The sequence below is a fragment of the Methylomonas koyamae genome, assembly GCF_001644025.1.
In the GTDB taxonomy this organism is placed as follows: Bacteria; Pseudomonadota; Gammaproteobacteria; order Methylococcales; family Methylomonadaceae; genus Methylomonas; species Methylomonas koyamae_A.
Window position 1 is genome coordinate 16,579 of sequence record NZ_LUUK01000052.1, and the last position, 24,028, is coordinate 40,606.

The 24,028-nt window shown below is 59.0% G+C and carries 19 protein-coding genes; 7 read left to right on the forward strand and 12 right to left on the reverse strand.

All coding sequences use genetic code 11. The annotated features are described in order from the left end of the window. Positions 1-399 precede the first annotated feature (399 nt). Positions 400-1,464: a sigma-54 interaction domain-containing protein gene (locus A1355_RS04955; RefSeq protein ID WP_064025592.1), complete on the forward strand. Its 1,065-nt coding sequence runs from the start codon at positions 400-402 to the stop codon at positions 1,462-1,464. Positions 1,465-1,779: 315 nt separating this feature from the next. Here A1355_RS04955 and A1355_RS04960 read toward each other — a convergent pair whose 3' ends face one another. The 4 genes from A1355_RS04960 to A1355_RS04975 form a co-directional block, all read right to left on the reverse strand. Then, entirely contained in the window at positions 1,780-1,962 is a 183-nt protein-coding gene (locus A1355_RS04960; RefSeq protein ID WP_064025595.1) for a hypothetical protein, read from the reverse strand. A 74-nt stretch (positions 1,963-2,036) separates the two neighbouring features. Then, positions 2,037-2,720, reverse strand: coding sequence for a Fe2+-dependent dioxygenase (locus tag A1355_RS04965; protein ID WP_064025597.1), 684 nt, complete (start codon positions 2,718-2,720; stop codon positions 2,037-2,039). Between the two features lie 3 nt (positions 2,721-2,723). Then, a complete protein-coding gene (locus tag A1355_RS04970; RefSeq protein ID WP_064025599.1) occupies positions 2,724-3,434 on the reverse strand; it encodes a PepSY-associated TM helix domain-containing protein in 711 nt (236 codons plus the stop codon). Positions 3,435-3,540: 106 nt separating this feature from the next. Next, positions 3,541-5,742, reverse strand: coding sequence for a TonB-dependent receptor (locus A1355_RS04975; RefSeq protein WP_064025602.1), 2,202 nt, complete (start codon positions 5,740-5,742; stop codon positions 3,541-3,543). A gap of 576 nt (positions 5,743-6,318) precedes the next feature. Here A1355_RS04975 and A1355_RS04980 point away from each other — a divergent pair. The 3 genes from A1355_RS04980 to A1355_RS04990 are packed head-to-tail and all read left to right on the forward strand — an operon-like array spanning position 6,319 to position 7,103. After that, positions 6,319-6,525, forward strand: coding sequence for a hypothetical protein (locus tag A1355_RS04980; RefSeq protein WP_064025604.1), 207 nt, complete (start codon positions 6,319-6,321; stop codon positions 6,523-6,525). A gap of 26 nt (positions 6,526-6,551) precedes the next feature. Continuing rightward, complete coding sequence (locus A1355_RS04985; RefSeq protein ID WP_064025606.1) at positions 6,552-6,800, forward strand: hypothetical protein; 249 nt, start codon at positions 6,552-6,554, stop codon at positions 6,798-6,800. Between the two features lie 9 nt (positions 6,801-6,809). Then, complete coding sequence (locus tag A1355_RS04990; RefSeq protein ID WP_064025608.1) at positions 6,810-7,103, forward strand: hypothetical protein; 294 nt, start codon at positions 6,810-6,812, stop codon at positions 7,101-7,103. 36 nt (positions 7,104-7,139) lie between these two features. Here the strand turns inward: A1355_RS04990 and A1355_RS04995 are convergent, their stop codons facing one another. From A1355_RS04995 to A1355_RS05010, 4 genes are all read right to left on the reverse strand, one after another. Then, complete coding sequence (locus A1355_RS04995; protein ID WP_064025610.1) at positions 7,140-9,350, reverse strand: TonB-dependent siderophore receptor; 2,211 nt, start codon at positions 9,348-9,350, stop codon at positions 7,140-7,142. Positions 9,351-9,979: 629 nt separating this feature from the next. Further along, on the reverse strand, positions 9,980-11,239 hold the full coding sequence (glyA, locus tag A1355_RS05000) for a serine hydroxymethyltransferase (protein WP_064025613.1): 1,260 nt from the start codon (positions 11,237-11,239) through the stop codon (positions 9,980-9,982). A 24-nt stretch (positions 11,240-11,263) separates the two neighbouring features. Further along, positions 11,264-12,604: a glycerate kinase type-2 family protein gene (locus A1355_RS05005; RefSeq protein ID WP_064025615.1), complete on the reverse strand. Its 1,341-nt coding sequence runs from the start codon at positions 12,602-12,604 to the stop codon at positions 11,264-11,266. Positions 12,605-12,621: 17 nt separating this feature from the next. After that, a complete protein-coding gene (locus tag A1355_RS05010) occupies positions 12,622-13,479 on the reverse strand; it encodes an NADP-dependent methylenetetrahydromethanopterin/methylenetetrahydrofolate dehydrogenase (protein ID WP_064025617.1) in 858 nt (285 codons plus the stop codon). 212 nt (positions 13,480-13,691) lie between these two features. Here A1355_RS05010 and A1355_RS05015 point away from each other — a divergent pair, with 212 nt between their 5' ends. Beyond that, entirely contained in the window at positions 13,692-14,669 is a 978-nt protein-coding gene (locus tag A1355_RS05015) for a malate dehydrogenase (protein ID WP_064025619.1), read from the forward strand. A gap of 144 nt (positions 14,670-14,813) precedes the next feature. On the opposite strand, the gene A1355_RS25600 is transcribed toward A1355_RS05015, so the two are convergent. The 4 genes from A1355_RS25600 to A1355_RS05035 form a co-directional block, all read right to left on the reverse strand. Continuing rightward, a complete protein-coding gene (locus tag A1355_RS25600; RefSeq protein ID WP_064025621.1) occupies positions 14,814-15,728 on the reverse strand; it encodes a hypothetical protein in 915 nt (304 codons plus the stop codon). A gap of 528 nt (positions 15,729-16,256) precedes the next feature. After that, positions 16,257-17,732 (reverse strand): efflux transporter outer membrane subunit, encoded by a 1,476-nt coding sequence (locus A1355_RS05025; protein WP_082885365.1) that lies wholly within the window; start codon positions 17,730-17,732, stop codon positions 16,257-16,259. After that, complete coding sequence (locus A1355_RS05030) at positions 17,725-20,907, reverse strand: efflux RND transporter permease subunit (protein WP_064025623.1); 3,183 nt, start codon at positions 20,905-20,907, stop codon at positions 17,725-17,727. Before A1355_RS05030 ends, A1355_RS05025 begins: the two co-directional genes overlap by 8 nt. Positions 20,908-20,910: 3 nt before the next feature. Further along, positions 20,911-22,119: an efflux RND transporter periplasmic adaptor subunit gene (locus A1355_RS05035; RefSeq protein ID WP_082885366.1), complete on the reverse strand. Its 1,209-nt coding sequence runs from the start codon at positions 22,117-22,119 to the stop codon at positions 20,911-20,913. Between the two features lie 102 nt (positions 22,120-22,221). Between A1355_RS05035 and A1355_RS05040 the strand changes: the two genes are divergently transcribed. Next, entirely contained in the window at positions 22,222-22,842 is a 621-nt protein-coding gene (locus tag A1355_RS05040; protein ID WP_064025625.1) for a TetR/AcrR family transcriptional regulator, read from the forward strand. 153 nt (positions 22,843-22,995) lie between these two features. Beyond that, entirely contained in the window at positions 22,996-23,523 is a 528-nt protein-coding gene (locus A1355_RS05045) for an SRPBCC family protein (RefSeq protein WP_064025627.1), read from the forward strand. Positions 23,524-24,028: the final 505 nt, after the last annotated feature.

Sequence of the window (24,028 nt, forward strand, 5' to 3'; positions counted from 1 at the left end):
CCAAGCGGTATTGCCCAATCGTCCGCTATTTCGCTAAAACACAAATTCGCTCGCGGGAGCGGTTTCAGCCGCGATTGAGGTCGGCCGGTATTTGGACAAGGACTCAAAACGCCTCACGCGCGGCAAGCCAAACATGGGCAACGCATCAGCCCGCCATCCACGCGCTGTAAGTTGTTTATCTGTAAATTCGATTTAATTTTCGAAAATTAACGTTTTATTCGCTATATGGCCGGCTTGTATATTGATCCCGGAACAAGAATTACCGTTTCGCGGGTTTCGAACCGTTGCTCGAAAGTGCCGGGCATCGGTGCCGGCATGTGCGCGACGCGAAGGCGCGATTCGGACGACTTGTGAAATATTTGATATGCGATGCAACGCTAGCCGGAATCCGGGGGACTTATGACTTTATTGGCTTTTGACGAACAACAATCGCGCTCGCTGGCCTTGTCGGTCCGGGCCAGCGCGTTGGTTTTCGAAGATCCGGTGTCGCGGCGCTTGCTGGAACAGATCGAACGGATCGCGCCCAGCGACGCCACGGTATTGATCATCGGCGAAACCGGCACCGGCAAGGAGCTGGTGGCCCGGCATATTCACGCCTTGAGCAAGCGCCACCGGGAAACCTTCGGCGCGTTGAATTGCGCGGCCTTGAGTGAAAACCTGATCGAGAGCGAATTGTTCGGCCACGAGCGCGGCTCGTTTACCGGCGCGCTGTCCACCAAGTTGGGCTGGTTCGAGACCGCCAACAAAGGTAGCTTGTTTCTGGACGAAGTCGGCGACTTGCCGCTGGGCTTGCAAGCCAAACTGCTGAGGGTCTTGCAGGAACGGGAAGTGGTTAAGGTCGGCTCGCGCCATCCGGTGCCAGTGGACGTACGCATCATCGCCGCCACCAACGTCAATCTGGAAGACGCGGTCGCCGCTCAGCATTTTCGCGCCGATTTGTATTACCGCTTCAACGTCGCGACGATCCAGTTGGCGCCGTTGCGGGAACGGCCGGGCGACATCCTGCCGCTGACCGAACATTTCCTGAAGATATACGCCGATCGCCTGGGGTACGGCGACGTCAAACTGACCCCGGCAGCCGAAGTGGCGCTGTTGAATTACGACTGGCCCGGCAATATTCGAGAACTGGAAAACGCCGTGCATCGAGCCTTGCTGGTGTGCCCCGGCAATCGGCTGCGGCCGGAGGACTTCAAGTTGTCCGGGGTGCGTGTCGCCGAGCAAAGCCCGTCGATTTCGACGGTCTCGTTGGAAAACGCGCTGCAGCGTTTGTTCGACCAGACGCCGCCCAAGTTGTTTGAAATCATCGAGGAAACCGTGATTCGCTCGGCTTTCGAATACTGCGAGCGGAATCAGGTGCAAACCGCCAAAATGCTGGATATCAGCCGCAACGTGCTGCGCCACAAATTGGGCTTGTACGGCATGCTGCCAGCCAGCCGTCGGGTCAGCGAGCAGGAAGTCGCTTAAGTCATTCTCCGCGGTTCGACGCCGGTGGCGAGCCCGTACATCCCGGACCGATCAACTTCAAAGGTGTTGGCTGGCGTGTTGACATCCGGCGTGCGGGTCTACGGTTGAGAGTATGTCGGTCGGCATTTTGCGCGGCAGGTCGGGCCTAGATAACACAATCAGAAGCGCGGCGACGATGACGGCATATCGGCGGTGGAGAGCTATTTGGACGATCCGCACGGCGCTTGGGTTTGAGCGCAGGCCGGCGGTGGTGGAGGGCCTCGGTCGGTGGGCAGTCGCTCAGCACGTGCTGCCGATACGGCAGCAGGCGGCGGGTCAGCGGCTGCGGTCGTCGAGATCCGCGTAGAGAGTGTCCACCAGCGTCTTAAACCAACGCGGGCGAAACAGCGATACGTACAAACCGATCGAACTGGCGATCGGAATCGGGCCGATGCTGAAGACCATGAACAGGATGAAGACCAGCGCGCATTTGATCCGGGCCGAGGTGGATGGGGTCATCGGCGTTCTCCGCAGTGGTCGACGTGACCGGGACACTACGCCGGACGCCAGCGAATAGCAAGCGGCGCTTGGTTTCAGACCTCGGCCCACATTCTGAGCAGGTTGTGGTAACAGCCGGTCAGATTGACGGCGGGCGCGGTATCGCCGCGGGTGGCGCGCAGTTCCAGGATGGCCATATCCATCTCGAACAGCAAGCGGCGCTTTTCGGTCTCGCGCACCATGCTTTCTATCCAGAAGAAACTGGCAATACGCGCGCCGCGAGTTACCGGTTCGACCCGGTGCAGGCTGGAGCCGGGGTATAGCACCATGTCGCCGGCGGCCAGTTTCACGGTGTGTCGGCCGTAAGTATCTTCGATGACCAGTTCGCCGCCGTCGTAACTGTCCGGATCGGTCAAAAACAGCGTGGCCGACAAGTCGGTGCGCACCCGTTGGCCGGTGACCGGACAATGGCGGATCGCATTGTCGATGTGGTCGCCGAAGGTATTGCGCTCGCCGGCGTAGCGGTTGAACAGCGGCGGGAAAATTTTCTTGGGCAGGGCCGCCGACAGAAACAGCGGGCTTTGGTTGAGAGCGTCCCGCACGATGGTCCGCAGCGCCTGGCTTTGCGGACTTTGTTCCGGTAGCTGATCGTTGTTTTTAACTTGAGCCGATTGGCTGCCGGCGGTAATCCGGCCGTCGGTCCACGGCGCGTCGGCCAACAGTTCTCGGCATTGTTGCAAGGCCTGGACCGACAGCACTTCCGGTATTTCGATCAGCATCGCTTAGCCGCCTATCGCTTGCAGGATAAAAAAGGTCGCGAGAGTTAACGAGCCGAAACCCAGCCCGGCGGCGGCCAAGCGGCTGCCGTGTAGGCGGGTCCAAAGCAGCGTGCCGGTCAAGCTCAGCAAGATCAGGCCGCCGGCCAAGGTATCGATCAACAATACCCAACCGACCCCCATGCCGGTGCCTTTGTGCAGATTGTTCAAGGTTTGCAACAGGTTCGCGTCGCTTTGCTTAACCGTGACGAAAGCATTGCCTTCCCAATAGTCTGCCGACAACAGGTGCTGTGGGTTGCGGATGTTGATTTGCCAGGACGCCGGTTGTTGAACCGGTTGATCGTGCCAAATCAGGGTTCGGGCCGGTTCGCGGCGGATTCGGGCGAGGTGGGTGTCCACGCTCAAGGCTTGCCCCAACCACGCGGCCAGCGCCTTCGGGTCGGCGGGGCGGGGATCGGGCAGCGCCAACTGGATTTCCCGAGGCTCCATGCGGCCGATCGGAATTTTCATCACGTCGCGGTGGTTCAGCAGGATGCCGGTAAAGCCGAACAATAGCCCCAGCGAGGCGCCCCACAGGCCGAACCAGGCGTGGGTGCGGCGCAGCCATTTTAAAAAAGCGCCGCGCGAGAGCGAGTGGGGCAGGAATAAATAGCCGCCGTTCGGCTTATGTTGCGGGCGGCGAGCTGGCGTTGCGGTGGTGTCGGCGGTGGTATTCATGGGCGGGTCGTCGTTAAATTGGAAAGGTTTGCGGATGCCGCCGCCGAACTCGGTGCTTGAGCATTCGGGGCGGCAATCCGTCGTATCTTGCGCCAGTCGGGCTGAATTAATACTTAAAACCGACCGTCAATTGTCCGGATACCGGCGTGCCGGGTAAGGCCGAGTTGGTTTGACCGGATTCGTAATAGACCGTATCCGTCAGGTTAAACACGTTGAGCTGCACGTCGTAATGCTTTTGATGGTAGGCGACCACGGCATCCAGGCGAGCGTATCCGGGTAAAACCGCTTCGTTGACCGAGTCTGCGTAGCGGTGGCTGGCGTAATAGACACCGCCGCCGATTTCCCAGTTGTCGGTCAGGTGGTAGGTGGTCCAGGCCACGCCGCTGTGTTCCGGGACGTTCGTCGCGGTCATGCCCTCATAGGATTTCACTTGGCCGCTGACCGAGCCGGTGGCGGTGGTGTTGGATTTGATGATTTTCGCATCCAAATAGGCGTAGGTCAGCGACACGTCCCATTTCGGCAGGATTTCGCCGGCCAGGCCGGCTTCGAAGCCGTCGGTACGCTGTTCGCCGGCCAGGACTTGTAAAGTCGAGTCGACCGGAGATGTAGTGCGGGCGTTGGACTTTTCCAGTCGGAACAGCGCGGCGGTGGCCGACAGCTTGCCGTCGAACAAATCGAATTTGGCGCCGATCTCGTAATTGTTGTTCTGCTCGGGCGGCAGGTTGGCATTGTTGGCCGCCAGGCTCAGGCTTTCCGCCGACGGGTTGAAGGATTTGCCGTAGCTGAAATAGTAAGACTGCCAGCCAGTCGGTTGCCACAACAGGCCGCCACGCGGGCTGAATTGACTATCGCTACGGCTAAAATCCAGCGGGCCGATTTTATCGTCCTGCTGGGCTTCAAAAACATCGTAACGGGTGCCGCCCAGCAATTTGATTTCCGGGGTGATGTCGAATTGATCCAGCACGTAGCCAGCGTAGGTTTGAGTATGCGTCAGCCGGTTGGTCGCCAGGGTTCCGCTGAAATCGACCGCCGTCAGCGGCGTACTGGCCGTCAATATTGGGTCGAAAATCGAGATTGGAAACGTGGTTGTGGTGCCGTTGGCGCGCGTCGAGTTTTTCGACTTGAAATCGTATTCCTCCCAGCCGAATTCGCTGCCGAACATCAGAATATTGTTATGACCGAACAGCGGTTTTTTGTAGACGAAGTCGGTCTGGTTGTAAACGTTCTCTTGCGTGTTGAGGCGCAAGGCTTGAGTGCGGTTTATCGTCGGCGCCGCGCCGGCCGAGGCATTGCCGTTATACAGGTGCGTCAGATAGTTGCGCTCGTAATCGCCGTAGCGGACGGTGTTTTTGACCGAAAAATCGCTGGAAAAACGATGAGTCAGCGCCACGGTGGCCACATTGACATCGGTGTCCAACATTCGGTTGTTTATGAAGCCGTAATAGGTGTTGACCGGAACGCCGGCCGGACGGCCTTTGTACATCGGCACGCCGTAGTCGAATACGCCGTCTTCCTGTTGATGGAGCAAATTCAAGGTCAGGTCGGTATCGGCGCTGATGTCCCATTTGAAGGACGGCGCGATGCCCCAGCGGTTGCTGTAGTTGTAGTCGCGGTAGGAATCGGCGTCCTGATACATCACGTTCAAGCGCGCGGCCAGGTCTTGATATTTGGTTTCGGCGTCGATCGCGGTCCGCTTGAAGTCGTACAAACCATAGGTGAAGCTGCCGCTGACGCCGGTCTTGCCGGTCGGTTTTTTGAAGACCTGATTGATCACGCCGCCGGTGGCGCCCCGGCCGAACAAGATCGACGAAGCGCCTTTCAGCACTTCGGCGCGCTCGATGAAAAAGGTATCGCGGTTGTATTGGCCATTGTCTTTCACGCCGTCGAGATATTGGTCGGAATTGGCGGCGAAACCGCGCAGCGTGATCGAGTCGCCGGTGCGGCCGCCTTCGCCGGCGGCGATCGTCAAACCGCTGACGTTGCGTAGCGCGTCGCGCAAGTTAAAGGCGTTCTGCGATTCGATCAATTCTTTCTTGACGACGCTGATCGATTGCGGAATGTCGCGGATCGCCATTTCGGTTTTGCTGCCGGTGGTCGAGGTATCGGCCTTGAAGCGGCTCGTCGGTTTGTCGCGTCCGGCTTTGACCTTGACGTCGTCGAGGACGATTTCCTGCTCGCTATCGGCGGTCTGGCCGGCAGGCGGTTCGGCTAGCGCCATGCCGCTCAAGGCCGCGCCAAGTGGCAACAAGGCGCCCAGTCGCCATTTGGCGGCACTGGGCTGGTTTCGGTTTGGATGAGTATCGGGCATAAGTTCCTCTGCAATTGGCATCAAAGTGGTTGGCTGCCTGGCGAGGAACGCTGGGTGGCTAGAGTATTCGCGGCCCGAATCGGCGTATCGTCTCAAGGTCGGTCCGGGCAAAACTTTCATCGCAATTTCACCCGAGAACATCGGAAATCAATTGCTTTCAAATAATAACGATTCTCATTTTATGGGGTTTTCCCGGCTTGTCAACCGGCGTAGGCAGGTGCCTTCCGGGCTAATAAGACGGGTGGAATACGGCGAATGAGCTTGGCGGGGGAGGTCAAAGCGTCCTTGACCGGATCCCTGTCAACTGTATTGGGGATCGTGTTTGGGTTGACCAAAACCGTAACATTCCGAGAGTTTTTCCCTATTCCCAAGGGATTTTTCCACATCGAACGTCGAATATTGCCAACCTGAGTAATGGCTATTATTTCAGCGGACTGGCTTCGCACTTTGCGTGCCGTAACGGCATTGCTTATTGAACGCGAATAGACCGTTTCATTAGAGGAGGCAAAAAAATGTCTTTACGTCTTAAATGAGAATAATTATCATCTATCCAACTTCTCAAATTGCCCTGTCACCGTGAAAAGATTTTTCTCATTTTTCAGCAAGACGGAAAGCGTCAAGCTCGCGATAGCGCCAGATGTGTTGGCGGTATTGGTGGAGAAGGGCGAATTGCACGCTACCGATTTCCGCTGTCTGGATTTGGGCTCGAAACAAATCGTCTGGAAGATGTTTTTATCGCTGGCGGTCGCCAAACTTTGCGACCGGCAAACCCGCCACACCTGATTTTTATCAAACCCGAGGAACGACTGATGAGCAAGAAACCCTGTAATCACGAATATCTGGCCGCCACCGAATTCGGCAAGGCGCAAATTTGCCGGGAATGCGGCGTCGTACACTTGCACGTGCAGAATTTGACAATGCGCTTCGAAGTCGCCGATTTTCTTGGATTGGCCGATACGCTGGCCGATGCAGCAATCCAGGCTAGAACCGGCGGAGACAAGGATAAGGCCAAGCTCTCGGCATTTACCGTCGTCAAATCAAGCCAGCGCTTGAATTAGGCCTGGCTGATGCGCTACCACCCGCAAGCGTTGATCGTCGCGGCCTTGTCCGCGGCAATCGGCTCCAGCTTCGTCGTTAACATTCTGTTCCCGGAAACCCGCGCGAAGATCCTTGCCGCATTGGCTAGCGATGCCGCGCCCATTGTCTGGCTGGCCTTGCTGTCCGCGCTGATTGCATTGGTGTTTTTCGTGAAAGCCAACAAATCCATCATAGACAAGGTCTTGAGCGGCCGGGCAACACCAGCCGAAGTCTGGCGTTCGTTCGTCAAGCCCGGCGCGACCCAATCCCGCAAACGCGATTAGATTATCCCGGCGGACCTCGCCCGCCGGAATTGCTGCCTACCAGTTATAACGCAAACTCGCCAACACGTTGCGGCGGTCGCCGTAGTAGCACGAGCCTTCGCCGCAAGTCGCGACGTACTCGCGGTCGAACAAATTGCTGATATTCACGCCCAGCCGGGCGCCGCGCAGGCGGCGGTCCAGTTTGCCCAATTCGTAATGCACAGAAGCGTCGATCAGCGTGTATGACGGCGCTTTTTGGCTGTTGCTCAAATCACCGTAATTGCTGCCGGTATAGCGCACGCCGCCGCCCAGGCCCAATCCTGCCAGCGCACCGCTCGGCTGGGTGTAATCCAGCCATAGCGAGCCTTGCGTTTCCGGTGTGTAGCTAAGTTTCTTGCCGAGTTGGTTGGCCTCGTTGGTTTTGGTGACTTGGCTTTCGATCAGCGCCAAGGCCGCCGTAACGTCCAGGCCCATCTCCAAGCGGGCCTTGCCTTCCAGTTCGATGCCGCGCGAACGCGCCGCGCCGGTCTGGATGCTGAAGCCGACGTGCGCCGGGTCTGGGTCCGGCGTCACTACGTTTTGCTGGGTCAACTCGAATGCGGCCAGCGTAATCAAGGCGTTGACGCCGGGCGGTTGGTATTTGACGCCGATTTCGAATTGCTGACCGGTGGTGGGTTTGAACGGCGTGCCGGCGAAGGTGCTGCCGGCGGTGGGCTCGAAAGACTCGGAATAATTGAAGTAGGGTGCGACGCCGCTGTCGAACAAATAGCTTAGACCGGTGCGGTAGGTAAACGCGGCGTCGTCCTGGCGGCTGCCGGAGTAGCGGGGTTTGGCGTAATCGATGCGATCAGTATCAGAATCGTAATAGTCGGTGCGCAAACTGGCGTTGCTAGCCCAGTCGTAGCGTACCCCTATCGTCGCGATCCATTGCCTCCATTGGATTTGGTCCTGGCCGTACAAGCCGATCTGGTCCTGCTGCTGGTTGACCAAAGTCTCGATTTGCGGCGCGGCAAACGGCTGGCCGTACACCGGGCTGTACATATCCAGGTCGCTGGGAGAACCGAAACCGCGCTGGCGGTCGCCGTTGATTTGGCGAAAATCCAAACCCAACAATGCCGTATGCCGCACATCGCCGATGGCGAAATCGGCTTGCGCGTGGTTGTCCAGGGTGAAAGTCCCCGCTTGATCGCGGTACAGACCCGCCAGCCGGCTGACCGTGCGGTAATCGACCGGCACTCTGTCGTTGTCGGTGACAAAACCCAGCGCAAACGTCACCGGATAGTCGCTTTTGACGTCGGCGTAGCGCAGATTTTGCCGCACGGCCCAGTGTCGATCGAAGCGATGTTCGAAGGCGTAACCGACCGCGAATTGCTCGCGCCGGTAGTGGTCGAAACCGGGCTCGCCGAGGAAGGTGCTGGTCGGCAGCCGGCCGTTGGGATTGCCGACTACGCTGCCTTGGTAAGGCAGAAACTGCATGGTGTTGCTGGCGTCGTCTTTTTGATAATGGCTCAGAAAAGTCAACGAGGTGTTGGCGTCCGGCTGCAAGGTGAAACTGGGTGCGACGAAATAGCGGTCGTCCTTGCTGAAATCGACCTGACTGTCGCTGCCGCGGCCCAGCGCAGTCAATCGGTATAAAAATTTACCCTGTTCGTCGAGCGGGCCGCTAAAATCCAGCGCTCCCTGTACCCGGCCAAAGCTACCGCCCAACATTTGTAGTTCGTGAAACGGCTGCGCGGTCGGCCGTTTACTGACCATATTGATCAAACCGCCCGGCGGATTTTGGCCGTACAACACCGATGCCGGCCCGCGCAGCACTTCGATGCGTTCCAGGCCGTAGGGGTCTATGCGCAGATTGGCGTAGTTGGCGCCGGCCAGCCGGGTACCGTCCAGATATTGCGGGGCGTCGAAGCCGCGCAGATTGAAATAATCGTCGCGGGTGCTGGGGCCGAACATGCCTGTCAACAAGCCCGGCGTATACGCCACCGCTTGGGTGATGTTCTGCGCGGCGCGGGCCGTGAATTCGGCATTGTCGATCACGCTGATCGCCTGCGGCGTTTCGATCAGCGGCGTATCGGTTTTCGAACCGGCCGTACTGCGCTTGGCGACGTAACCGTTATCCGCCTCGGTTTCCGCTTGCGCTTTAACTTCAATGGCCGGCAGGGTCGTGTCGCTATCGGTTTCGGCGGCGTATAAGCCGGGTTGACTGTGTAAAAAAAGGAGCGTCGCGGCAACTGCCGGCGCGGCACCGTGTGCTTTGGTCAATGACATGGCTTGCTTCACCTTTGGTCGATTTAATAGGTTAGGCTGCCTGGCACGCGGCTGGGTGGCGGTGGCTTGTTGTTACATCGTTTTATTTTCTGTTATTTATGGCTGGATGCTAAACCGCGCCGGGTTTTCTGCTTTCCGGTCGTGGTGTGCGGTTAGGGAAGCGAACCGCACGGAATAAAGTATGCCGTTTCCCGAGCGGTGTGGTTCGCAAGCTTACCGTCAGCGCATGTTATCACCAGAGGCAGGGTGGTCAAAATTGTTCACCATTTAAATCCAGTGGGCTCAAAAATCGTGTCCCTCCAGACTTTCCGTCGAAGGTATTCGCTTAGCCATATTCAAACAATGTCGATTTTAGTTTCACCGGCTTTTGATGACATGCGTCGTCGGATCGGAAGAACCGTAGCGCGGTATTATTGTTGGAACCCCGCTGCTTGGAAATCGATGCCCAGTTCCGGCTTGCCGGGCCGATGGTCGGGAAGCCGGGCGGGGTTGGTGCAATGGCGCTGAATCTTGCTTTGTAAGCGATTGGAAAATCCAAGGCTGCCCGTGTGGGAACGGCTTCCGTCGCGGCGAAAGCCCCTCCTACGCCGGTATTGTTCTGCGTCGGGGCGAATTCCGGTTGGTGGTCGCTAAGACGCGGAATACACCGGAAACCGCTTGCACAAAGCCGAGACTTTTTCCCGCACCGAGGCAATCACGCTGTCGTCTTCCAGGTTGTCCATCACGTCGCACATCCATTGGGCGATTTCGCGGACTTCGGCTTCCTTAAAGCCGCGCGTGGTCGGGGCTGGCGTGCCGACGCGGATGCCGCTGGTGACGAACGGCGATTGCGGGTCGTTGGGCACCGCGTTCTTGTTGACGGTGATGTGGGCGCGGCCCAGCGCGGCGTCGGCGGCTTTGCCGGTGATGCCCTTGGGGATCAGCGACACCAGCATCAAATGATTGTCGGTGCCGCCGGATACCACGTCGTAGCCGCGTTCGATAAACACCGCCGCCATCGCTCTGGCATTTTTGACCACTTGTTCCTGATAGGCTTTGAATTCCGGCGTCAAGGCTTCCTTGAAGGCCACGGCTTTGGCGGCGATCACGTGCATCAACGGGCCGCCTTGGATACCGGGGAATATGTTGGAGTTGAGTTTTTTCTCCAGTTCCGGATTGGATTTGCACAAAATCAAACCGCCGCGCGGGCCGCGCAACGATTTATGGGTGGTGCTGGTGACGACGTCGGCGATCGGCACCGGATTCGGATACAGGCCGGCGGCGACCAGGCCGGCGACGTGAGCCATGTCCACCACCAAGTACGCACCAACCTTGTCGGCTATGTCGCGGAAACGCTGCCAGTCCCAGATACGGGAATACGCCGAGAAGCCTGCGATGATCATTTTCGGCTTGTGTTCCAAGGCCAGGGCTTCGACTTGCTCGTAGTCGATTTCGCCGGTGGTTGGGTTCAGGCCGTATTGAATCGCGTTGTAGATCTTGCCGGAGAAGTTGGGTTTGGCGCCGTGGGTCAAATGGCCGCCGTCGGCCAGGCTCAAGCCCAGGATGGTGTCGCCGGGTTGCACCAGCGACATGAACACCGCCATGTTGGCTTGCGAACCGGAGTGCGGCTGGACGTTGGCGTAATCGGCGCCGAACAGCGCCTTGGCGCGGTCTATGGCCAGTTGCTCGACGACGTCGACATATTCGCAGCCGCCGTAATAGCGTTTTTCCGGATAACCTTCGGCGTACTTGTTGGTCAGCAAGGTGCCTTGAGCCTCCAGCACGCGTGGGCTAGCGTAGTTTTCGGAAGCGATCAATTCGATGTGGTCTTCCTGGCGGCGGCGTTCGTTTGCGATTGCCTGGTTTAGCTCGTCGTCAAAGCCGGCAATGGTCATCGATGCGTTAAACATGGTTTTCTCCTAATCAGGTTCGAGTTATTCGTTGGGATGCAGCAGCAGGATTTGCAGGTCGGCCACATTGGTGCCGGTAGCACCGGTAATCAGCAAATCGTCGGCCGCTTGCAGCGCGGGGTATGAGTCATTATCGGCTAGCCGTGCCGCCGGGTCGAGTCCCGCCGCGCGAATTCTGGTCAAGGTGCCGCCGTCGACGATGGCGCCGGCGGCATCGGTCGGGCCGTCGCGGCCGTCGCTGCCGCCGCTCAACAGCGTCCAGCCCTTGCAGAAGCCGATGCGTTCGGCACTGATCGCGAACGCCAACGCCAGCTCCTGGTTACGGCCGCCCTTGCCGCTGCCTTGCAAGGTGACCGTGGTTTCGCCGCCGGCGATCAACGCGACCGGCTCGCGGATTTCCGTAATCAGGGCTTTCGCTTTCAATGCCCATTCTTCGGCGACGGCGCTGGCTTCTCCGCACAATTGCGTGCTGTAAAGCTGGGTTTGATAGCCCAGTTCCGCGGCTCGCCGTAGTGCCGCTTCGACGCTAATCGTGTTGCCGCCGATCAAGGCGTGGCTGGTGCGAATAAACAGTGGGTCGCCGCTTTTCGGGGTTTCCGGGTGCAAGCCTTGCGCGCCTTGTTGTAAATGGCTTTGGACAGCGAGCGGTATTTGCCGGCCGATGCCGAACGAGTCCAGGATTGCAATCGCATCGGCATAGGTGCTGTCGTCGGGGACGGTCGGGCCGCTGGCGATCGCGCTCAAATCGTCGCCCAGCACATCGGAGAGTATCAAGGTATGCAAATCGGCCGGCGCGGCGAGCTTGGCCAGACCGCCGCCCTTAAGTCGGGAAAGGTGTTTGCGCACGCAATTGATTTGGCGGATGTCGGCGCCGCAGGCCAATAGCGCTCGAGTGGTGGTGATTTTGTCGGCCAGCGTGAGCGATTCGGCCGGATAGGGCAGTAAGGCCGAGCCGCCGCCGGACACCATGACCAGCACCAGTTCGCCGGCCTGGGCTTGGGCCAGTCGTCCGGCGACGGTTTTGGCCGCATGCAGGCCCGACGCGTCCGGTAATGGATGGCCGGCACCGAACACCTGGCAGTTTTTCACCAGATCGACGTTATCGTAGTTGGTGACAACGATGCCTTTCTCGGCCAGCCAGGCGTGGGGGATGATTTCCTGGGCGACATCGGTCATCGCGCAGGCGGCTTTACCGAAGCCGATCAAATGAATGTGCCGCCAGTTGCCGCTACGCAGACCTAAGAATAAGCGCTCGCCGTCGGTTTGCAGATGGCGCTGAACCGCTAGCCGGGGATCGGCGGCGATCACGCCGGCCTGAAAAATTTCGGAGGCTTGCGCGCGAAAGCGGTTGGCAAGAGCCGGCATGGGCTGGCGGCGCCTGCTTACGCCATCGCTTTGGCGAGGTCGAAAATAATTTCGGCGTCGAAGACCTGTTTGTTGCTTTCGAATAGTTTGGCGATGCAAGCGCGGTGCAAGGCTAGTTTCAAGGTGCCGAAGCCGATGGCGCCCCAGATGATCTTGCCGTGGCGCAATTCGCCTCGGTCCATGACTTCGGTGCCGCCGATACCGACCGGCGGGGTGGCGTTGGCGTCGGCGAGGATTTCCAGGTGCGGATTGTCTTGCCAATGCTCGGGCTTGAGCAGTTCGACGCCGGCCGCGCCGGTGGCCAGCACGATATTCGCATCCTTGACCGCCTCGGCGCGGGCGTCCAGGTCGGCAGCCTCGACCGGCGTCAGGTCAACGTCGAAACGCTCCTTCATCGCGAAGCAGGCTTTTTCGGCGTTGAAAATATGCCGGGAGGTAATCGATACTTGCGCGCCTTCCAGAGCCATCATCGCCGCCGCACGTTGGCCGACCGGGCCGGTGCCGGCCAGAACGACAGCTTTCTTGCCTTTCAGGCTGCCGCTACTGGCGATTTTGGCCACCGCCGCCGCCGCCGTGGTGTTGCTGCCGTTGCTGTCCAGCATCACCGATACCTGAAAGCCGGGGAAAAAGTGCTGTTGCACGGCCGCCAACAAGTTCTGTCCCGCTTCCATATTGCTGCCGCCAATGAAAATCGCGGTGTATTTTTTGTCTTTAGGGGCGCGGGTAAAAATGCAGCCGTCCACCAAGGCGCCGACGTTTTCCGGGGTGAGGCCGCCGTGGCCGATGACATGATCGGCGCCGCCGTCGTATGCGACAACGGTATCGAAAACGGAAGGATGGGTATCGGTATCGAATTGAAATAACAACTTTTTCATTAACCTGCCTGTGTATCGGGAAAGAGAGACGCGGCGCGGCGCGGAATCCGGCGGGCCATTATACAGAAAGTTGGCGGTGCCGCTCGAAAACGGCGACGGCGGCTAGGGGCGGGGAATTGCAGTTGTTTGCCCAAATACTTTATGTCATATTGAAAAGTCGAAAGTCGCCCTCCGGCGCGTGGATGACAGTCTAATAATAACGAGGACCGCGGATGAAAACCCCCATCGATATTGCCGTAACCGGGGCGGCAGGCCAAATCAGTTACTCTCTGTTGTTTCGGTTGGCGTCCGGCGAATTGCTGGGGCCGGAGCAACCCATCGTGTTGCGCTTGCTGGAAGTGCCTCAGGCCATGCAAACCTTGCAAGGTGTAGTCATGGAGCTGAACGACTGCGCCTATCCCTTGCTGCAAAAAATTGTCATGACCGACGATCCGAAAGTGGCGTTCGATAACATCGATTATGCCTTTTTGGTGGGCGCCAAACCGCGCGGTCCCGGCATGTTGCGCGCCGATCTGTTGAAGGACAATGCCGAGATTTTCCGGGTGCAGGGGAAGGCGCTTAACGAATACGCCAGTCGCCGCGTGAAAGTCTTGGTGACCGGCAATCCGGCCAATACCAACGCGCTGATCGCGATCAGCAATGCGCCCGACTTGGGGCCGGATTGCTTTACCGCGATGGCGATGCTGGATCATAAGCGAGCGATAGGGCAATTAGCCGAAAAGTGCGGTGTAATCAGCCGCGACATCAAAAACGTCATGGTCTGGGGCAATCATTCCTGCACGCAGTATCCGGATTTGCATCACGCCAAGGTCAAGGGGTTGGATGCGTTGTCGCTGGTGGAACGCGAGTGGTTTGTTAACGAGTTCATTCCGACCGTGCAACATCGCGGCACGGAAGTGATAAAAGTACGAGGTCAGTCCAGCGCGGCTTCCGCTGCACATGCGGCGATCGAACACATGCGGATTTGGGCGCACGGCACCGAGATTGACGACTGGGTCAGCATGGCGGTGGCCTCCGACGGCAGTTACGGTATCGAGGAAGGCTTGGTGTATTCGTTTCCGGTGACCGTCGCGGACGGCCGGATTAGCATCGTCAAGGCTCTTGATCTCAACGAATTTAGTTTGGAGCGCTTGCGCTTGAACGAAGCGGAGCTAAAAGAGGAGAGACAGGCTGTCAAACACTTGCTGTAAATTTGGAGTCGGCCGGGGCCGGCTTCCGATCCGGCCGGGCGGCCGCCCGCTGAAGGTGCCGCCATCCGTGGCGGCTTTTGTTAACGCGGTGTTCGGGTGGCGCGACCCTAGGCGCTACCGTTAACTGCAACGCCTATAGAGAACTCAAGCGGCCGACAGGCGACGGCGGTTGACGCCGATCATGCCGGCGATCGCGCTGCCGAACAGCCAGACGGCGCCGGGGACTGGTACCGGTGATGTCGCAAGATCCAATTTGTAGCCCGCGACACCGCTATTCCAGCGGTCGAAACCCACGCCGCCCAGATACAGCGAGTAGACTTTGCCGGCTTCGGCGATAAAGGTGTAGCCGATGGTATCGGTGACGTTGTCGCTATGACCGATATTGGTCAGGCCGGTGGTGCCGAACGGATTTTCGGCGGTAAAGGGTTTTGCCGGAGTGCAACCTGGGCAGTTCCAGGAGCCGTGGTGGCTGTAGTTACCGGTATTGGTATCCATGCCTTCGAACACGGTGACGCCGAAGCGGCTGAACAAACTATTGGTCGTGGACAAGTTGATCGTGACTTTTTGGGTAACGTCGGAGCTGATCAGGCCGATGTCGGTTTGATGTCTCCAACCGGTTGGGCCATTGACAGTGGCTTGGCCTTGCGCATTCAAGCCGTTGTCGTTCCAGGCACCGCCGCCGGTGTCGATTTCAGCTTGCGTGAAGCCGGTAACGGTACCCGCGTACTTGGCGGAATCGGCGGCGGAAATCACCGCGCTGTCGCCCGCTCCGCTCAATTGCACTGCCCAGTTCAAGTGAGAGGAGCCGCTGTAACTATACGGCAGCGCATTGCCGGTGGTGCCTACCCAGGGTACCAATGTACCTTTGTTGCCTTGGCTTTCCGGACCGGTCGCCACGCTGTCAACGTCGGCGCCGTCGAACGTGCGAGTCCAGCCATCGGTCGCGGAAGTATCGGTGGTGGTAAAGGTGTTGTACATCGTTGTGGACGCGGCTGCCGAGCCGCTCAGAGCAGTGCCGGCGATGACCAATCCAATGGCTTTGGCTAATACGGATTTCATAAGACTTACCCTTGTTTTTTGCAAAATAAATTTAAGCGAATCTTGGTTGTCAAGGATCGGCTGATCGGAGCCTTGGCGTTGTTTCGCTTAATACATTAGGCAATCCTTATGCCAACCCCGGAAAGCCATGTAAGACGTGGCTTACAAGCGATCGGGGGTTGTCAAAAATTTTGAAACTGCGGCATATCACGCAGTCATGGCGTGATATGCCGCACTTTTTTAGAGGTAGTTCTCGTAATGAATTGCTGACTCATGTTAGCTGGCCGCTGGTTTTCATCAGGGACAAGGTTACAGGGTATCAGCAAGGACGGCGGCCAAGGGTACGTTCGAGTCCTTGGGTCGCCGATGGGGGACGTCGATCTACCGGTCGCGCCGCCGGCAAGGCGTTAGAAGTCGCTCGACCGGTCGTTCGTAGCATGGAACGGGAGAACGCCGTCAACCTTGGAAGGTCGATTTCGCAGCCATCGTGTCAGTACAGGCTTACCGATCGTTTGCCGTAGTGTCGGCCGGCCGATTCGCGAGAGCGCTTTATCGCGCGGTTGTTCGCGGCGCGGCTTCGGTTTGAGCTTGTGCGTCCGGCACGATTTGCCAACCGCCGCCCAGCGCCTTATAGACCGCCGCCAGTGCGGTCGCGGTGGCGGTTTGGCTTTGCGCCAGCAGGTCTTGGTTTGCCAGCAGTTGTCGGTCGGCTTCCAACACCGTCAAAAAGTCGGAGACGCCTTCGCGGTAACGCAAGCGCGCCAACTCGACGGCTTTTTCGCTGGCTTTGGCGGCGGTGGTCAATTCGGCGCGGCGGACTCGCTCCTGGTTATACGCGACCAACGCATTCTCGGTTTCCTCCAGGGCCAGCAACACGGTTTGCTGATATTGCGCCAGACTGGCTTCGCTACTGGCATCCGCGGCCTTGATCCGCGCGTAGACTCTGCCTAGATCGAAGGCCGCCCAACTGATTTTCGGGCCGACCGAATACGATTCCGACCCCGGCGCGACGACATTGGACAAGGTACTGGCTTCCAGCGAAAGATTGCCGACGAAGGTTACGCGCGGGAACAGGTCGGCGGTGGCGACGCCGATTTGCGCGGTCGCCGCCGCCAGATTGCGTTCGGCGACCCGGATGTCGGGCCGACGTTGCAGCAACTGGCCGGGGTCGCCGATCTGAATCGTCTCGGGCGCCGTCGGTAGCGGCTTGTCCGGCGCCAGTTCGCCGGTCAACGCATCGGGCAGGCGTCCGGTCAACACGCTCAAGCGGTGGATAGTCCGGCTGATCGCGGCTTCCAGATTGGGTATCGCCGCTCGGGTGTTGGCTAATTGCGCTTCGGCTTGGTTGGTATCCAGTTCGGTGCCGCGGCCGTTGATCAGTCTAACCTGAGTCAATTCCAGTGTTTGGCGTTGGTTTTCGGCGTTGTCGCGGTTGATGGCTAGCTGGTGCTGCAAGCCGCGCAACTCGAAATAATTGCGCGCCACTTCGGCGATTAGACTGACGCCAACATCGCGTAGCGTGGCTTGCTCCGCCTCGGTTTGGTCGTTGCTGGCCTCGACGCCGCGCCGGACCCGGCCGAACACGTCCAGCTCCCAGGACGCGTCGAAACCCATGTTGTACAGCTTCAGCTCGCGCGGCACGAAGGCCCGGTTGTTCAGCGCCGAGGTGCTGCGCTTTTGCTCGGTGTAATTGGCGTGGGAAGTCACGGTCGGCAACAGATTTAGGCCGGATTCCAAGTACAAAGCCCTGGCTTGTTCCAGATTGGCGCGGGCGGCCGCCAGGTCGTAATTGTGTTCAACCGCGGTATTGACCAAGTCCTGTAACTGGCTGTCGCCGAATAAGGTCCACCAGTGGACTTCGACATCGCCGGCGGCGAACTGCGGACCCTGGGCATTGGCGAAGCCGGCCGGCAGTTCGGTGGTCGGCGTTTGGTAATCCGGGCCGACCGCGCAGCCTGGTAAATAGGCGGCGAATAGCAAAGCGGGTAGCGGTCGCAAGACTATTGAGAAAATCGCTTTAGGCATCGTGTTCTCCCCGCGCGGGGCTAGAGGGGTGGGTCGGTTTCAAACGCTGGGCGATCGCTTGCACCGTCACGTAAAACACCGGCGTCAGCAGCAGGCCGAACACGGTTACGCCTATCATGCCGCTGAATACCGCGGTCCCCAACAGGCGCCGGGATTCCGCGCCGGCGCCGCTGGCGACGACCAGCGGAAACACCCCCATGATAAAGGCGAACGAGGTCATCAAAATCGGCCGCAAACGGATGCGGGCGGCCTCGACCGCCGCGTCGAAGCGGTTCAAGCCCGATTCTTGCCGGTGTTTGGCGAATTCGACGATCAAAATCGCGTTCTTGCTGGCTAGGCCCACCAGCACGATGAAACCGATCTGGGTGAAGATGTTGTTATCCATGCCGGCTAACCAGACTCCGGTCATCGACGACAGGATACACATCGGCACGATCAAAATGACCGCGAACGGCAAGGACCAGCTTTCGTACTGAGCAGCCAGCGCCAGGAATACAAAGACGACGCTGAGCGGAAACACCAGCAGCGCCACGTTGCCGGCCAAGACTTGCTGCAGGCTCAACTCGGTCCATTCGAAGTCGAAGCCGGGCGGCAGCGAGGACTTTAGCAATTGGCTCATCACCGAGATGGCCTGGCCCGAACTGACGCCGGGCAAGGTAGCGCCGTTGATTTCGGCGGCCGGATACATGTTGTAGCGGGTGATCTTATCAGGACCGCTGATTTCCTCGACCTTGGCCAATGCGCCGAGCGGCACCATGCCGCCGGTCTGGTTGCGAGTTTTCAGCTCGGCGATGTCCTTGGGTTTCATTCGAAACTCGGCGTCGGCTTGGGCGACTACTTGGTAGGTGCGGCCGAAGGCGTTGAAATCGTTAACATACAGCGAACCCAGATAAATTTGCAGCGTATTGAAAATATCGCTTAGCGGCACATCCATTGATTTGGCGCGGGCGCGATCGACATCGACGAACAATTGCGGCACGCCGGCCCTGAAGGTGGTGAACAAGCCCACCAAACCCGGTTGCTGATTGCCTTGGCCTATCATTTCGTTGGCGGTTTGCTGCAATGCGGCTATGCCGGCGTTGTTACGGTCCTGGATTTGCAATTTAAAGCCGCCGACCGAACTCATGCCGCGAATCGGCGGCGGCTCGAACACCGCGATGTAGGCGTCGCCGATGCCGGACAAGCGTTGACCCAAGGTTTTGACCAATTTGCTGGCGTGCAGGTCGGGCCGGCCGGCGCGAGCGTCGAAACCGTCCAGCCGGGCGAACATCGTCGCGACGTTGGACTGGTTGGCGCCGGTCAGAATCGACCAACCGGCGTAGGCGTTGACGTGAGCGACGCCCTCGGTTTCCAACATGATTTTGGTGGCTTTTTGCACCACGTCTTGGGTGCGGCCGAGCGCCGCCGCATCCGGCAACTGCGCGTACAGAATTAAATAACCTTGATCCTGCTGGGGAATAAAGCCGGTCGGCACTTTTTCGAAGGCCAGGAAGTTCAAGCCGTTCAGGCCGACGTATAGGATCAGTACCACCGCCGTGGTCCGGATCATTCGGCTGACCAGTTTGGAATAGCCGACGCTGATCCGATCGAAAAAGCGGTTGAACGGTACGAAAAACCAGCCGAAGGTTTTATCCACCAAACGGGTAAACCAGTCTTTGTCGCCGTGGGCGCGGTCGAGCAACAGCGCACACAAGGCCGGACTTAAGGTCAGCGAGTTAAACGCGGAAATCACCGTCGAGACCGCGATCGTCAGCGCGAACTGCTTGTAAAACGCCCCGGACACGCCGGTGATGAAGGCGGTCGGCACGAATACCGCCACCAATACCAACGCGGTGGCGATAATCGGCCCAACCACTTCGCGCATCGCCAGTTTGGTGGCTTCGCGGGCGCGCAGGCCTTCGGCGATATGGCGCTCGACGTTTTCGACGACGACGATGGCATCGTCGACGACGATGCCGATCGCCAACACCAAACCGAACAACGACAAGGTATTCAGCGATAAGCCCAGCGCGGCCATCACGCCGAAGGTGCCGATCAGCGACACCGGCACCGCCAGCAGCGGAATCACCGCCGCCCGCCAGTTTTGCAGGAACACGATGACGACCAACACCACCAGCAGCAAGGCCTCGAACAAGGTTTTGACCACGGCGTCTATCGATTGCTGCACGAACACCACGGTGTCGTAAACCAGGATGTAATCCAGGCCCTCGGGGAAGCGGGTTTTCAACTCTTCCATCGCCTTGACCACCGCTGCCTTGGTTTCCAGCGCGTTGGAGCCGGGCAGTTGGAACATCGCCAGACCGACGGTGGGTTCGCCGTCCAGATACAGGCCGGCGTTATAATCTTTGGCGCCCAACTCGATGCGGGCCACGTCTTTCAGACGGGTGATCTCGCCGTTCTTGTCCTGCTTGATGACGATGTCGCCGAACTGTTCGGGTTCGGTCAAGCGGCCCAGGGTACTGATCGTATATTGGTAAGCGGTCTCGCCGGCCGCCGGTTGTTGGCCGACCACGCCGGCCGCGACCTGGACGTTCTGCTCGCGGACCGCACTGACTACGTCGTTGGCAGTCAGGTTGCGGGCGGCGATTTGCTCGGGATTCAGCCACAGACGCATGCTGTAATCGCGAGCGCCGAACACCAAAATATCGCCGACACCCGGTAAACGCGCCAGCGTGTCGCGGATTTGCAGCAGGGCGTAGTTGCTCAGATAGACGCTGTCGTAGCGTTTGTCCGGCGAGACCAGATTGACGACCAGACTCAAATCGGGGCTGCGCTTTTTAACGCTGATGCCTTGCCGGCGCACTTCTTCCGGCAAGCGCGGCTCGGCCAACGCAACCCGGTTTTGGACCAGCACCTGAGCCTTGTCCAGATTGGTGCCGGGTTTGAAGGTGATGGTCAGAGACAAGTTGCCGCTGTTGGTCGAGTTCGACGACATATACAACATATCCTCGACGCCGTTGACCTCTTGTTCGATCGGCGTCGCCACCGTTTCGGCGACGACGCTGGCGTTGGCGCCAGGGTAGCTGGTGCTGACCACGACCGTCGGCGGAGCGATTTCCGGATATTGGGCGATCGGCAGGCCGATCAGCGCCAAGCCGCCGACCAACACGATCAAGATCGAAAGTACCGACGCGAATATCGGCCGGTCGATGAAAAAGCGGGTGAAATTTCCCATGGCTTAGGTTCCTTGTCCCGAGTTCAGGGCGATGCGTTCCGGATTAACCTTGGCGCCGGGCCGCAGCTTTTGCTGGCCTTCGACGACGACCCACTCGCCGGCCCGCAAGCCGTCGCTGATCACGCGCATTTCGCCGATCCGCGCGCCCGGCGTGACCTTGCGGTATTCGACTTGTTGTTCCTGATTCATCACCCATACGAAGCGCTGGGCTTGGTCGGTGCCGACGGCTCTATCGGGTATCAGCAACGCGTCGTAGGGCGCGCCGCCTTGCACGCGCATCCGGGCGAACAAGCCCGGACTGAGCAGTTCGTCGGGATTGGCGAATACGCCGCGCAGGGCGATCGTGCCGGTGGCGCGGTTCTCCTGCGGCGCCACGTAATCGAGCTGGCCGCGATGCGGGAAGCCGGATTCGTCAGCTACCGCCACTTCGGCCGGCGTGCCTTTCAGTTCGGCCGCGCCGGGCTTGCGTTGCAAGGCCTGGCGCCGGTATTTCAATAAGGATTGCTCGTCGGCATCGACATAGACATAGACCGGATCGATCGAGGTCACGTTGGTCAACACCGTCACGTCGCCGCCGGTGACCAGATTGCCGGCGGTCAGCATTTCCCGGCCCACCCGGCCGGCGATCGGCGCGCGGATCTCGCAGTATTCGACGTTGAGGCGGGCGGCGTAGACGTTGGCTTCGGCCGATTGCACCGCACCGTCCGCTTCGCGCCAGCCTTTGGCGCGGGTGTCGTATTCTTCGGTGGAAATCGCCTTGGCCTTGACCAGGTTTTCGGCGCGGCTCCAGTCGTTCTTGGCCAGTTCGCGCTTGGATTTGGCGCGCTCCAGTTCGGCGATGGCGTAGTTTAGTTGGGCCTTATAGGGACGGGCATCGATGATAAATAACAGATCGCCCTTGTTGACCTTGGCGCCGGCCGTGAAATTGACCTTTTCCAGATAACCGCCAACTCGGGCACGGACTTCCACCGAGCTGATCGCTTCGACCCGGCCGGTATACTCGTCCCACTCGGTGACGCTCTGGGCCAGCGGCTGAGCGGCTTTGACGGCGGCCGGCGGCGGCGCGCCATTGGCGGCATTGCCGGTTTCGCCGCAACCGCTGAGTAAAAACTGCAGCAAGGCCAGTAGCGCCAGCACGCCAGGCGTGAACGGTGTCGAGAAAAATACGGCGGATTTTGCCGGCGGGACCGAGGGCTGATTTATTCGTGTCATGGCGGTTAACGCTCCTGCGCTATCTAAAACGGTAATACATATTACCGTTAAGTCTAGGGTATCATCTTGGTTCGAGTCAACTGAATTTATTGGGTTTTACCGATGGTGAAATGCGGACGCCCTCCCAAGGGCGCTGAGCAACAAAGCCGCGACCGCGTATTGGACGCGGCGCTGCAATTATTCCTGGAACACGGCTACGGCAACTTGGCCATGGAAACCATTGCTCGTGACGCCAGGGTATCGCTGCGCACCATCTATAACGAATTCGGTGGCAAGGCCGGCTTGTTCGGAGCCTTGATCAAGCGTTGCAGCGACCGCATCATCGACACGTTGGCCGGCGACATAGTTCCGGAGGTGGCGCTGGTCGAATTCGGCACGCAATTCTTGTTTCGGGTATCGCGCCCGGAAGTGGTCAGAATGCGGGCCATTCTGATCGGCGAATCGCCGCGCTTTCCCGATCTCGCCATTCAATTCTACGAGCATGGCCCGCGCCGCACGTTGGACTTGTTGAGCCGTTACTTTTCCACGCAGCAGCAGCTGGGCCGAATTCGGCCGGGCGACCCGGAGTTTTTGGCCGGCCAGTTCGTCAGCGCCTTGCGCAACGAGCGCTTTCAGCGCCTACAACTCGGTCTGGAACCGACGCCGGACGAGGCGCAGGTCGAAGCTTGGGTCCGGCAATCCTGCGAATTGTTTTTGCGCGGTTGCGCGACCGGCTCCGGATAAGTCTAACGCATCATGCGAGGCGAGCCGTAGCGCTGGACGGTTTGAGGTTAAAAACAATGAAATAAACCTGATAAAACTCAGGATATGTTCCCGAGTCTGACCAGGTCGCCGCCGTCGATAATGCCGGGCTTTTATCCACTACCGGTCATTACGATGCAAAAATTGCTACTCTCCTTCGGTGCGCTGCTACTGTCCAATTCCGTTCTGGCGCACGGTCCGACCCCGCAAAAAGCCAAGGAAAGCGTCACTATTCAGGCGCCGGTCGCCAAGGTTTGGGAAGCGGTCAAAAATTTCGACGACATCGGCCAATGGCATCCCGATTTGAAAGCCGCCGAAGGCGACGGCAAAAATGCCAGCGGCGGCACCCGCAAACTCACCTTTCGAAACGGTGAAAGCGTCGTCGAGGAGCTGGATTACTACAGCGAGCCCGAGCACGAATACAGCTATCGCTTGAAAGCCGAAAACGTCAAGGCCTTCCCGACCAGTTCGCACACCGTCGATTTGAAAGTCGCCCCCGGCGATGGCGCCGACAGTAGCGTGGTGACCGTGAAAAGCCGGTTTTATCGCGGCGACACCGGCAACACCCCGCCGGAAAACCTCAGCGACGAAGCCGCCGTCAGGGCCATGACTCAATTTATCAAGGACGGTTTGAGCGGGTTGAAGGCCAAGCTCGAGAAATAGTCGTTCCGCGACTGCGGCGGCACTTCGTGGTATCGAAAGCGGTGCCGCGAGACTTGGCTACACATGCAGGCGAACGGGGGCATTGTCGGTTCGCCGAAAGCATTGCCTCGTCCCTCCCTACAACGATGGTTGCTTAGTGCTACGTCGTTCCGGCATGGATTGCCGGACCCGTTGGAGCGCGGAGCGAATTCAGGCCCAACGGACTGGTTTAAGCCTACCGTCCAAGGCACTGGATGCCCGCTTCCCGGCCGGCGGGAATGAGTGCTTCGTGTGGACGCTTTGTTAGCAAGGTGAAAGTCCTTGTTGTGGGTAGTCACATCCCACATAGCAGAAGGTAACTGCGTCGCCGCGAGGTGGGGTGGAGAGCAATCGGAAGCGAAAGAACAGCCCTTAGGCTAACGAACCCGACTCGGCGACATGTGACGGCGAGCCTGCTCGGAAAATTTCAAGCTAGTTGTCGCCTCAATGTAAAAAGTCATGCGGGGATATTGCCCTGATTGGCGGC

Bases quoted from the DNA above. Each gene is read 5' to 3' on its own strand.
- A1355_RS04995 (WP_064025610.1), bottom strand. From the start codon at position 9,350: ATGTCATTGACCAAAGCACACGGTGCCGCGCCGGCAGTTGCCGCGACG.
- A1355_RS05030 (WP_064025623.1), bottom strand. From the start codon at position 20,907: ATGGGAAATTTCACCCGCTTTTTCATCGACCGGCCGATATTCGCGTCG.
- A1355_RS05010 (WP_064025617.1), bottom strand. From the start codon at position 13,479: ATGAAAAAGTTGTTATTTCAATTCGATACCGATACCCATCCTTCCGTT.
- A1355_RS04985 (WP_064025606.1), top strand. From the start codon at position 6,552: ATGAGCAAGAAACCCTGTAATCACGAATATCTGGCCGCCACCGAATTC.
- A1355_RS05035 (WP_082885366.1), bottom strand. From the start codon at position 22,119: ATGACACGAATAAATCAGCCCTCGGTCCCGCCGGCAAAATCCGCCGTA.
- A1355_RS05005 (WP_064025615.1), bottom strand. From the start codon at position 12,604: ATGCCGGCTCTTGCCAACCGCTTTCGCGCGCAAGCCTCCGAAATTTTT.
- A1355_RS05045 (WP_064025627.1), top strand. From the start codon at position 22,996: ATGCAAAAATTGCTACTCTCCTTCGGTGCGCTGCTACTGTCCAATTCC.
- A1355_RS04955 (WP_064025592.1), top strand. From the start codon at position 400: ATGACTTTATTGGCTTTTGACGAACAACAATCGCGCTCGCTGGCCTTG.
- A1355_RS05015 (WP_064025619.1), top strand. From the start codon at position 13,692: ATGAAAACCCCCATCGATATTGCCGTAACCGGGGCGGCAGGCCAAATC.
- A1355_RS04965 (WP_064025597.1), bottom strand. From the start codon at position 2,720: ATGCTGATCGAAATACCGGAAGTGCTGTCGGTCCAGGCCTTGCAACAA.
- A1355_RS04990 (WP_064025608.1), top strand. From the start codon at position 6,810: ATGCGCTACCACCCGCAAGCGTTGATCGTCGCGGCCTTGTCCGCGGCA.
- A1355_RS05040 (WP_064025625.1), top strand. From the start codon at position 22,222: ATGGTGAAATGCGGACGCCCTCCCAAGGGCGCTGAGCAACAAAGCCGC.
- glyA (WP_064025613.1), bottom strand. From the start codon at position 11,239: ATGTTTAACGCATCGATGACCATTGCCGGCTTTGACGACGAGCTAAAC.
- A1355_RS04970 (WP_064025599.1), bottom strand. From the start codon at position 3,434: ATGAATACCACCGCCGACACCACCGCAACGCCAGCTCGCCGCCCGCAA.
- A1355_RS25600 (WP_064025621.1), bottom strand. From the start codon at position 15,728: ATGAAATCCGTATTAGCCAAAGCCATTGGATTGGTCATCGCCGGCACT.
- A1355_RS04975 (WP_064025602.1), bottom strand. From the start codon at position 5,742: ATGCCCGATACTCATCCAAACCGAAACCAGCCCAGTGCCGCCAAATGG.
- A1355_RS04960 (WP_064025595.1), bottom strand. From the start codon at position 1,962: ATGACCCCATCCACCTCGGCCCGGATCAAATGCGCGCTGGTCTTCATC.
- A1355_RS05025 (WP_082885365.1), bottom strand. From the start codon at position 17,732: ATGCCTAAAGCGATTTTCTCAATAGTCTTGCGACCGCTACCCGCTTTG.